Raw genomic sequence first — 10267 nt, forward strand, 5'->3', positions numbered from 1 at the left:
GGAGGGCGCCGCGGTCACGGTGGTGGTGACGGAGCTGCGCTGACGCGCCGGGGTCCCGGGCCGGCGCGGGCCGGCCCGGGGCGGGCGTCAGTCGCCGAGGCCGGCGAGGTCGCGCAGACGGCGGGCCTGGGCGGCACGCTCGGCGACCCGCTGGTCCTCGTACGAGCGGCCGGCGACACCCTGGAGCAGCGCCTTGGTCTCGACGACCGCGTCGCGCGGCGCGGCGAGCAGGGCGGCGCTCAGGTCCCGTACCGCGGCGTCGAGTTCGGCGGCGGGCACGGCGATGTTGGCCAGGCCGATGCGCTCGGCCTCGTCCGCGTGGACGAAGCGGCCGGTGGCGCAGATCTCCAGCGCGCGGGCATAGCCCACGAGGGAGACGAGCGGGTGCGTCCCGGTGAGGTCCGGGACGAGACCCAGGCTGGTCTCGCGCATCGCGAACTGCACGTCCTCGGTGACGACCCGCAGGTCGCAGGCGAGGGCGAGCTGGAAGCCCGCACCGATGGCGTGCCCCTGGACGGCCGCGATCGACACGAGGTCGCTGCGGCGCCACCAGGTGAACGCCTCCTGGTACTCGGCGATGACCGCGTCGAGGTCCGCGTCGGAACCCCGTGCGAGGTCGAGGAAGGACGGCTCTCCGTCGAAGCCCTCGGGCGTGAACGCCTGTCGGTCGAGTCCGGCGGAGAAGGACTGGCCCTCACCGCGCAGGACGACGATCCGCACGCTGCCCGGAAGAGACCGGCCGGCTTCCGTCAACGCCCGCCACAGAGCGGGAGACTGGGCGTTGCGCTTCGCCGGATTGGTCAGGGTCACCGTGGCAACGGCGTCCTCGACGGTGAGCCGTACACCGTCCTTGTCGAAGACGAGCTGGGAGTCGTCGGGCGTGGTCATGGGGCGCCTCCGGTTCCGGTGCAGCACTGCATCCGATGCTAAGTGACTGCACAGTAACCACCGGGCCGGTCGCAAGACCGACCGGGTGCCCACCGGGAGGATCCCGGTGGACCGGTCGAGCCGCCCCCGGCGTCAGGCCGAGGCTGCCTTCTTGCCCCGTGTCGCTCCGCCGCGACCACGCAGCGTGACTCCGGATTCACTGAGCATCCGGTGGACGAATCCGTAGGAGCGGCCGGTTTCCTCGGCCAGCGCCCGGATGCTCGCACCGGAGTCGTACTTCTTCTTCAGGTCTGCCGCGAGCTTGTCGCGCGCGGCGCCGGTCACCCGGCTGCCCTTCTTCAGAGTCTCGGCCACCCGTGCCTCCTCATGGGAAGTGCGCTCTGGACTTCTCATGATCACCCCTCCCCGTCCTCCTGGCCACCCATTCGACGAGGTCCGTCCTGCCGGGTTTGCGGACGAGTACGGCGCCCTCACGATCGGAAGCAGTCATTCCGCGCGGCCGGAACCCGACCATCGAACGAGTGGATCAAGGGACCGGCAGGTCAGCGCCGTCGTACGAACACACGTGCGGCGCGGACCCTGCCGGAAGGATTCGGCAGAGGTCCGCGCCGGGGGTACGAGACCTTCTCACTCAGATGACGGATCCGGCGATGAGCCGAATGATCCAGTCCGGGCTCAGGCCAGGGCGACCAGGTCCGCGTAGTCCGGTCCCCACAGGTCCTCGACGCCGTCCGGGAGCAGGATGATCCGCTCCGGGTCGAGCGCCTCGACGGCGCCCTCGTCGTGGGTGACCAGGACGACCGCGCCCTTGTAGGTGCGCAGCGCGCCGAGGATCTCCTCGCGGCTGGCGGGGTCGAGGTTGTTGGTGGGCTCGTCGAGCAGCAGCACGTTGGCCGAGGAGACGACCAGGGTGGCCAGCGCCAGCCGGGTCTTCTCGCCGCCGGAGAGCACCCCGGCCGGCTTGTCGACGTCGTCGCCGGAGAACAGGAAGGTGCCGAGCGTCTTGCGGACCTCGACCAGATCGAGGTCCGGGGCGGCGGAGCGCATGTTCTCCAGGACCGTGCGCTCCGGGTCCAGGGTCTCGTGCTCCTGGGCGTAGTAGCCGAGCTTGAGGCCGTGGCCGGGGGTGACCTGGCCGGTGTCGGGCTTCTCCACCCCGCCGAGGAGGCGGAGCAGGGTCGTCTTGCCGGCGCCGTTGAGGCCGAGGATGACGACCCGGGAGCCCTTGTCGATGGCCAGGTCGACGTCGGTGAAGATCTCCAGCGAGCCGTACGACTTGGACAGGCCCTCCGCCGTGAGCGGGGTCTTGCCGCAGGGCGCGGGCTCCGGGAAGCGCAGCTTGGCGACCTTGTCGGAGACGCGGACCGCCTCCAGGCCGGAGAGCAGGCGCTCGGCGCGCTTGGCCATGTTCTGCGCGGCGACCGTCTTGGTGGCCTTGGCGCGCATCTTGTCGGCCTGCGAGTTGAGCGCGGCGGCCTTCTTCTCGGCGTTCTGGCGCTCGCGCTTGCGGCGCTTCTCGTCGGCCTCGCGCTGCTGCTGGTAGAGCTTCCAGCCCATGTTGTAGACGTCGATGGTGGAGCGGTTGGCGTCCAGGTAGAAGACCTTGTTGACGACGGTCTCGACCAGGTCGACGTCGTGGGAGATCACGATGAAGCCGCCACGGTACGTCTTCAGGTAGTCGCGCAGCCAGGTGATGGAGTCGGCGTCGAGGTGGTTCGTCGGCTCGTCGAGGAGCAGCGTGTCCGCGTCCGAGAAGAGGATCCGGGCCAGCTCGATCCGGCGGCGCTGACCGCCGGAGAGGGTGTGCAGCGGCTGGCCGAGGACCCGGTCGGGCAGGCCGAGGGCGGCGGCGATGGTGGACGCCTCGGCCTCGGCGGCGTACCCGCCCTTGGTGAGGAACTCGGTCTCCTGGCGCTCGTACTGCTTGAGGGCCTTCTCGCGGGTGGCGCCGGAGCCGTTCGCGATCCGCTCCTCGTTCTGCCGCATCTTGCGGATGAGGACGTCGAGGCCGCGGGCGGACAGGACGCGGTCGCGGGCGAGGACGTCGAGGTCGCCGGTGCGCGGGTCCTGCGGGAGGTAGCCGACCTCGCCGGAGCGGGCGATGGTGCCGGCGGCGGGCTGGCCCTCGCCGGCCAGGCACTTGGTGAGGGTGGTCTTGCCGGCGCCGTTGCGGCCGACGAGGCCGATGCGGTCGCCCTTGGCGACGCGGAACGAGGCGTTCTCGATGAGGATGCGGGCGCCGGCGCGCAGCTCGATGCCGGAAGCGGTGATCACGGACAGACTCCAGAGGGGGAAAGCGGTGGACGACGGCTGGTGACGGGCTGCGACTCCGCTAGTGCACCCAGGGGAGGATGTCCCAGGGGAGAATGTCCATGCGGCCATTCTATCGGGCGCATGCAACTGGTTTTCGGCCACACGGGCGACCGGGGAGCGATCGGGACCTTTCTCTCATTGCTCACCAGGGGGAACAAAAGGGGCGACGCCCGGAAGATCGGCCGATACTCGGCGGAGGGCGGCGGTCGGGCCGCCGCGGTGACGCGGAGGTGGACCGTGCAGTTCGACGACGACGCCCGTCTGGACACCTCCGAGGTGAAGGATGTCCGCGGCAGCCGCATCCCGGGCGGGAAGGCGACCGTCGGCGGCGGCGTCATCGGCCTCATCGCGCTCGTCCTCGGCGTCCTCTTCGGGGTCGGCCCCGACCAGCTGGGGCTCTCCTCCGGCGGCGAGGAGCAGCCCGCCGCCGGCGTCTCCTCCGCGGCCGAGGTGAACCGCTCCTGCCGCACCGGCGCGGACGCCAACAGCCGCCAGGACTGCCGGACCGTGGCCGTCGTCAACAGCCTCCAGGACTACTGGCGCGGGGAGTACGCGCGCCGGGGCGGCACCTACGCCGAGGCCGCCACCGTGCTCTTCACCCAGCGGGTGAACACCGCCTGCGGCGCGGCGAGCTCCGCGGTCGGCCCCTTCTACTGCCCGGGCGACCGGAAGGTCTACCTGGACCTGGGCTTCTTCGACGAGCTGCGGACCAAGTTCGGCGCCGGCGGCGGCCCCTTCGCCCAGGCGTACGTGGTGGCCCACGAGTACGGGCACCACGTGCAGAACCTGATGGGGACGCTCGGCCGGGCCCAGGACGGGCGGACCGGGGCGGACTCCAACGCCGTCCGGGTCGAGCTCCAGGCGGACTGCTACGCGGGCGTGTGGGCCCGGCACGCCACGAGCACCCCGGACGAGTCCACCGGCCGGCCGCTGATCACCCGCCTCGACGAGACCGACATCCGGGACGGGCTGGACGCGGCGGCGGCCGTGGGCGACGACCGGATCCAGGAGCGCTTCCAGGGGCGGGTCACCCCGGAGAGCTGGACGCACGGCTCGGCCGAACAGCGCCGGCAGTGGTTCTCCACGGGCTACCGGACCGGCGACATGGCCCGGTGCAACACCTTCCGCTGACGGTCGGTGCCGCCGATCGCCGGCGCCGCCTGCGAGACTGTGTCCCAGGTCACATCCGGCCGACCGAGAGGGAGTGAGCGGGATGTCCGAGGCACCCGACATCTGTCCGGCACTGAAGTACCGGGACGCCAAGGCGGCGATCACGCTGCTCACGGAGGCGTTCGGCTTCACCGCGACGGCGGTGTACGAGGGCGAGGACGGCCTGGTCGCGCACGCCGAGCTGAGCTACGGGAACGGCACGGTGATGCTCGGCAGCGCCGGCACCGACAGCGTCTTCGACAAGGCGATGGGCGCGGGCGGACCGGTGGGGATCTACGTCCACGTCCAGGACGTGGACGAGCACCACGCCCGGGCCGTGGAGCACGGCGTGGAGATCGTGATGCCGCCCACCGACCAGGAGTACGGCTCGCGGGACTACATCGCGAAGGACGCCGAGGGCAACGTGTGGGGCTTCGGCACCTACACCCCCGGCAGCGACTGACCCCTGCCGCGCGGCCCCCGGCCCCTCGTCAGGCGCCCCCGGTGTGGACCTGGAAGGCGGCCCGGCGGACCGCCTTCGCCAGGGCCGGGTCCGGGTGGGCGGCGGCCAGCGCCACCAGCACCTGCACGGTCCGCGGATGGCCGACGGCCCTGATCTCGTCGAGCAGCGCCGGCACCGTGCCCTGCACGGCCGAGTCCAGGTGCCGCACCAGCAGCTCGCTCTCGCCGTGGTCGGCGACGGCGGCCGCGGTGTCCACCCAGAGCCAGGTCGCCTCCTCGCGGGTGAGGACCTCGGGGGCGTCGTCGGGGTCGGTGCCGTCGTACTCGGCGAGCCACAGCAGCGCGTAGGGGCGCAGCGAGGGCTCGGCGACCGCGGCGCGGACCTCCGCCTCGGCGGGGGCGCCGACGACCCGCAGCGCCTCGAAGGCGAGCCCGCGCAGCAGGGCGTCCTCGCCGCGGGCGGCGGCCAGCAGTTCGGCGACCGCGCTGGACAGGGTGCGGGCCGCCAGCCAGGCGCGGTACTCGTCGCGGGCCGGGCCCGGGGTGAGCCGGGCGCAGCCGCGGAGCATGTCGGCCGCGGACTGCTCGATGTTGCCCGCGGGGCTCTGGGCGGCGACGCAGATCTGCTCCAGCTTGACCCAGACCGCCCAGTTGCCGAGCGGGGTCAGGGTCGCGTGACGTCCCTCCGGGCCGGCCGCCGGGTCCAGGGTGAGCGCGCCGACCTCCGCGAGGCCCTCCAGGGCCCAGTCGAGGAGCGCGGGCAGGCGTTCGGCGGGGGCGGTCTGCGCGGTCTGCGCGGTCTGCCCGGGAACGCCGTCGCCGGGGACCTCGCAGCGCTCCTCGCGGAGCTCGTCCACGCGCTGGCCCAGCAGGTCGAGCAGGGCCGGCACCGGGACGGGGCCCTGGGAGAGCTGGAGCAGCGACAGGACCTGCGGCACGGCCTCCACGACCTCGGCGACCGCGCCCGGCGCGACGCCCTCCGGGGAGGGGTGGACCAGCGACCAGGCGTCGAGGAGCGCGACCCAGCCGCGGAGCACCGCGGAGTCGTCCCGGTCCCACGCCTGGAGCCGCCAGCCGGGGCGGACGGTGGCGCCGTGCAGCTCGACGAGACCGGCGAGCCGGGCCCGGTCCCAGCCGGCCCGCACCCGATCCGGTGTCAGGTCGAGGTCGGCGGCGGCCCGTTCGGCGGCGGCCGGACCGTCGAGCGGACCGGAAGCGGAGGCGGCGTCGGCGACCGTACGGGGGCCTGCCTGCGGGCCGCGCGGCGCGGCGGCCCAGCGGGCGATCCGTACGGCGTCGGCGAGGACCAGCCGCGCCTGACGGGCCAGCTCCGCGCGGGGCGGGGTGCCCTCGGGCGGCCTCGGGGCAGGCCGGGTGCGCCGCGTCGTCGCGGCCCGTCGGGCGGTGGCCAGCGACCGCGGACGGACGAGTCGGAGTCTGGAGTTGCGCGCCAATGGTTCATCGGGCTTTCGAGACGTCACGGGGGCAGTCTTCCCGCTGACGGCCCGAAAGCCCAATCGGAATCCACCACGCCGTGACCCCACCCCACCAGCCGGTCACCCCCACCTCCCACTCCGCCCCCGCACGGGCGCCCGTCCGGCTACGCGCCGGGGCCGGGCTTCCGGGCGGGGCCCGTTCGCCGCACCTCCGTGTGGGCAGGCGTTCCGCAGGGCGGTGCCCACCCTCACACCCGGCTGCGCGCCGGGCCCGGGCTTCTGGGCGGCGCCGCTGGCTGGTCCTCCGTGTGGGCAGGCGTTCCGCAGGGCGGAACGGGTGGGCACACGGAACGGCGCCCGTCCGCCGGGCCTAGGCTCCTGCGCCTGAACCCGCACCCCGGGTACGGCGCACATGCGGTGCGGGGCCAGGCTCGGGGCGCGGAGGCACCGCTGAGGGTGCCGTTCCGTTGTGCCCACCCTCCCCCAAGCTCTCGGCTTCGCTCGAGCAGGGGGGACCCCCATCGCCCCAGCGGAACGATTGCCCACAACGAAACGGCGCGGCCACCCGCAACGCCCCCAGCCGGGCGCCGCCCCAGCGGAACTGCTGCCCACAACGGCGCGGCAGGGCGCGCGACGCCCGGGGGTCAGGAGGTGAGGGTCTGGAGGGCCTGTTCCACCGTGAGTTCCTCGCGCTCGCCGGTGCGGCGGTCCTTGAGCTCCAGGACGCCCTCCGCCGCGCGGCGGCCGGCGACGAGGATCTTCGGGACGCCGATCAGCTCCGAGTCGGTGAACTTGACGCCCGGGGAGACGCCCGCGCGGTCGTCGACCAGGACCCGCAGGCCCGCGGCGGCGAGCTTGTCGGAGACCTCCAGGGCCAGCTCGGTCTGGAGCGCCTTGCCGGCGGCGACGACGTGGACGTCGGCGGGCGCGACCTCGGCCGGCCAGCACAGCCCCTTGTCGTCGGCGGTCTGCTCGGCGAGCGCGGCGACGGCGCGCGAGACGCCGATGCCGTACGAGCCCATGGTCACGCGGACCGGCTTGCCGTTCTGGCCGAGGACGTCGAGCTTCAGCGCGTCCGCGTACTTGCGGCCGAGCTGGAAGATGTGGCCGATCTCGATCGCGCGGTCCAGCGTGAGGCCGGTGCCGCACTTGGGGCACGGGTCGCCGTCCTGGACGACGACGACGTCGACGTACTCGGACACCTCGAAGTCACGGCCCGCGACGACGTTCTTCGCGTGCATGCCGTCCTTGTTGGCGCCGGTGATCCAGGAGGTGCCGGGGGCCACGCGCGGGTCGGCGATGTAGGTGACCTTCTCCAGGCCCTGCGGGCCGACGTAGCCGCGCACCAGGTCGGGGCGGACGGCGAAGTCGGCCTCGGTGACCAGCTCGACGACGGCGGGGGCGAAGTGCGTCTCGACCTTGTCCATGTCGACCTCGCGGTCGCCGGGGACGCCGACCGCGACGATCTCGCCGTCGACCTTGACCAGGAGGTTCTTGAGGGTGGCGGAGGCCGGCACGCCGAGGGAGGCGGCGAGGGTCTCGATGGTGGGGGTGTCCGGGGTGGGGATCTCCTCGGCCGCGGGGACGGCGGAGCCGTCGACGGCCTTGACCTCCTGGTAGACCGCCTCCGTGTTCGCCGCGAAGTCGCAGTTCGGGCAGTCGGCGAAGGTGTCCTCGCCGGCCTCGGCCGGGGCGAGGAACTCCTCGGACTTGGAGCCGCCCATGGCGCCGGCGGTGGCGGCGCAGATGCGGTAGTCGAGGCCGAGGCGCTCGAAGATCCGCTGGTACGCCTGGCGGTGCACGCCGTAGGACCGGCTCAGGCCCTCGTCCTCGGTGTCGAAGGAGTACGAGTCCTTCATGAGGAACTCGCGGCCGCGCAGGATGCCGGCGCGGGGGCGGGCCTCGTCCCGGAACTTGGTCTGGATCTGGTACAGGATGACGGGCAGGTCCTTGTAGGACGAGCACTGGTCCTTCACCAGGAGGGTGAAGATCTCCTCGTGGGTCGGGCCGAGGAGGTAGTCGCCGCCCTTGCGGTCCTGGAGGCGGAAGAGCTCGGCGCCGTACTCGTCCCAGCGGCCGGTGGCCTCGTACGGCTCGCGGGGCAGCAGCGCGGGGAGGGAGACCTCCTGGGCGCCGACGGCGTCCATCTCCTCGCGGACGATGCGCTCGACGTTGGCGAGGACCTTCTTGCCCAGCGGCAGCCAGCTCCAGATGCCGGCGGCGGTGCGGCGGACGTAGCCGGCCCGGACGAGGAGCTTGTGGGAGAGGACCTCGGCGTCCGCCGGGTCGTCGCGCAGCGTCTTCGCCATCAACTGGGACATGCGCTGGACCGGTGCGTTGGCCATGGTTCTCGTACTCCTGCCGGGACTGAAGGTGATGGCCCCGAGGTTAGCCGGGCCGTACCGTCCGCGAGAAATCAGTTCCGGCGCGGGAGGGGCAGCGGCGCGCCCATGACGGCGTAGGGGCGGGCGGCGCTCGGGAAGTGCACCTGGCGGGCGAGGTCGGTGTAGCCGAGGGAGTGGTAGAGGCCGCGGGCCGGGGAGTCGGTGTCGATCGCGGAGAGGATGGAGCGCTTCTCGTCGGCGGTGTCGGTGATGGCGGTGATCAGCCCGCGGCCGAGGCCCCGGCCCTGGAAGGCGGGGTGGACGTGGAGCTCGGTGATGACGAAGGAGGCGTCGAGCCAGTCGGCGGTGCCGGTGGCGCGGAGGTACGGCTCCACCACGGTCGACCACCAGTGGGTGCGGTCGTTGGGCATCCCGTACACGAAGCCGACGAGCCGCCCGTCGGGGGTGGTGGCGCCGAAGGCGCGGGCGCCGGGGTTCATCAGGTGGCGCAGCACGATGTGGCGGCGTACCGCGACCTCGGCGGCGTCGAGGCCGAAGGCGACCGCCTGCACGGCGAGGGCCTCGTCCACCCGGGCGGCGAGGTTGACGGGTCCGATGACGGTGGGGGCGTCGTCCATGCGGCGCACCCTACAAGTGCCCGGCGGTTCAGAACAGGACGCTCATGAAGGCGCCGGTCTCGCGGAAGCCGACACGGCGGTACGCGGCGCGGGCGGGGGTGTTGTAGTCGTTGACGTACAGGCTGACGACGGGGGCGACGTCGGCGAGGGCGTACTGGAGGACGGCGGCCATGCCGGTCTCGGAGAGGCCCTTCCCCCGGTGCTCGGGGGCGACCCAGACGCCCTGGATCTGGCAGGCCTGGCGGGTGGCGGCGCCGATCTCGGCCTTGAAGAGGACCTTGCCGTCCTCGATGCGGGCGAAGGAGCGGCCGGCGGCGACGAGCTCGGCGACCCGGGCCTGGTAGAGCAGTCCGCCGTCGCCGGCGAGCGGGGAGACGCCGACCTCCTCGGTGAACATGGCGACGCAGGCGGGCATGATCACCTCCATCTCGTCCTTGCGGACGCGGCGGACGAGGGGGTCGGGGGCGACGGTGGCGGAGGGTTCCTCGGCGACCATCAGGGGCTGGTGGGCGCGGACGTCGCGGGCGGGGCCCCAGGAGGGTTCGAGGAGGCGCCAGAGTTCGGCGGTGGGTCCGGCGGGGCCGACGATCGAGGAACAGCGGCGGCCGATCCGGCGGGCCCGGTCGGCGAAGGCGCGGACGGCCTCGGGGGTGGCGCAGATGGGGACCAGGTTGGCGCCGGAGTAGCAGAGCGAGGTGAGCCGGCCCTCGGTGTACCAGCCCCACATCTCGCCGCCCAGGCGCCAGGGGTCGAGTCCGGCGATCCGGACGCGGGCGGTCACGAAGGCGTTCTCGACCGGGGCGCTCTCCAGGACGGCGAGGGCGGCTCCGAGGTCGGCGGGTTCGAGGACCCGGGTGGTGGTCTGTGTCAACACGAGGGGGCCTCACCGTGCGGGTTCTGCTGGTCCCCGCACTGTACCCCCAGGCTCTGCGGCGAGGCTCCCCACGCATGACGAAACCCCGCCCCCCCGACGGGCGGCGGGGGGGGGCGGGGAGTGTGCCGAAGGGGGGCGCGCGGGGGTGAGGGCCGGTGTGTTATTGACAACAGTCGCTGCCCC

9 protein-coding genes and 1 pseudogene (1 of these 10 only partly in view) are annotated in these 10267 nt (G+C 73.2%); 3 read left to right on the plus strand and 7 right to left on the minus strand.

The window, feature by feature from the left end:
- Nucleotides 1-29 (plus strand): annotated as a pseudogene (locus ACFW1I_RS02140) (hypothetical protein) (it extends 730 nt beyond the left edge of the window).
- A 58-nt stretch (nt 30-87) separates the two neighbouring features.
- Here ACFW1I_RS02140 and ACFW1I_RS02145 read toward each other — a convergent pair.
- From ACFW1I_RS02145 to abc-f, 3 genes are all read right to left on the minus strand, one after another.
- The gene (locus ACFW1I_RS02145; protein ID WP_384665238.1) at nt 88-888 is read right to left on the minus strand and encodes an enoyl-CoA hydratase/isomerase family protein; all 801 of its coding nucleotides are present in this window, start codon (nt 886-888) and stop codon (nt 88-90) included.
- A gap of 132 nt (nt 889-1020) precedes the next feature.
- The gene (locus ACFW1I_RS02150) at nt 1021-1242 is read right to left on the minus strand and encodes a helix-turn-helix domain-containing protein (protein ID WP_006123601.1); all 222 of its coding nucleotides are present in this window, start codon (nt 1240-1242) and stop codon (nt 1021-1023) included.
- A gap of 321 nt (nt 1243-1563) precedes the next feature.
- Nucleotides 1564-3162 (minus strand): ribosomal protection-like ABC-F family protein, encoded by a 1599-nt coding sequence (abc-f, locus tag ACFW1I_RS02155; RefSeq protein ID WP_384665240.1) that lies wholly within the window; start codon nt 3160-3162, stop codon nt 1564-1566.
- A gap of 276 nt (nt 3163-3438) precedes the next feature.
- Here abc-f and ACFW1I_RS02160 point away from each other — a divergent pair, with 276 nt between their 5' ends.
- The gene (locus ACFW1I_RS02160; protein ID WP_384665242.1) at nt 3439-4332 is read left to right on the plus strand and encodes a neutral zinc metallopeptidase; all 894 of its coding nucleotides are present in this window, start codon (nt 3439-3441) and stop codon (nt 4330-4332) included.
- An 82-nt stretch (nt 4333-4414) separates the two neighbouring features.
- The gene (locus ACFW1I_RS02165; RefSeq protein ID WP_384665243.1) at nt 4415-4813 is read left to right on the plus strand and encodes a VOC family protein; all 399 of its coding nucleotides are present in this window, start codon (nt 4415-4417) and stop codon (nt 4811-4813) included.
- Between the two features lie 28 nt (nt 4814-4841).
- On the opposite strand, the gene ACFW1I_RS02170 is transcribed toward ACFW1I_RS02165, so the two are convergent.
- The 4 genes from ACFW1I_RS02170 to ACFW1I_RS02185 form a co-directional block, all read right to left on the minus strand.
- Entirely contained in the window at nt 4842-6293 is a 1452-nt protein-coding gene (locus ACFW1I_RS02170) for a hypothetical protein (RefSeq protein WP_384665245.1), read from the minus strand.
- A 599-nt stretch (nt 6294-6892) separates the two neighbouring features.
- Nucleotides 6893-8593: a proline--tRNA ligase gene (locus tag ACFW1I_RS02175; protein WP_384665247.1), complete on the minus strand. Its 1701-nt coding sequence runs from the start codon at nt 8591-8593 to the stop codon at nt 6893-6895.
- Between the two features lie 71 nt (nt 8594-8664).
- Nucleotides 8665-9210: a GNAT family N-acetyltransferase gene (locus ACFW1I_RS02180; protein WP_384665249.1), complete on the minus strand. Its 546-nt coding sequence runs from the start codon at nt 9208-9210 to the stop codon at nt 8665-8667.
- A 28-nt stretch (nt 9211-9238) separates the two neighbouring features.
- Nucleotides 9239-10084, minus strand: a complete 846-nt coding sequence (locus ACFW1I_RS02185) for a GNAT family N-acetyltransferase (RefSeq protein ID WP_384665251.1) — start codon at nt 10082-10084, stop codon at nt 9239-9241.
- Nucleotides 10085-10267: the final 183 nt, after the last annotated feature.

This window comes from Streptomyces sp. NPDC058955 (assembly GCF_042741435.1).
GTDB lineage: Bacteria > Actinomycetota > Actinomycetes > Streptomycetales > Streptomycetaceae > Streptomyces.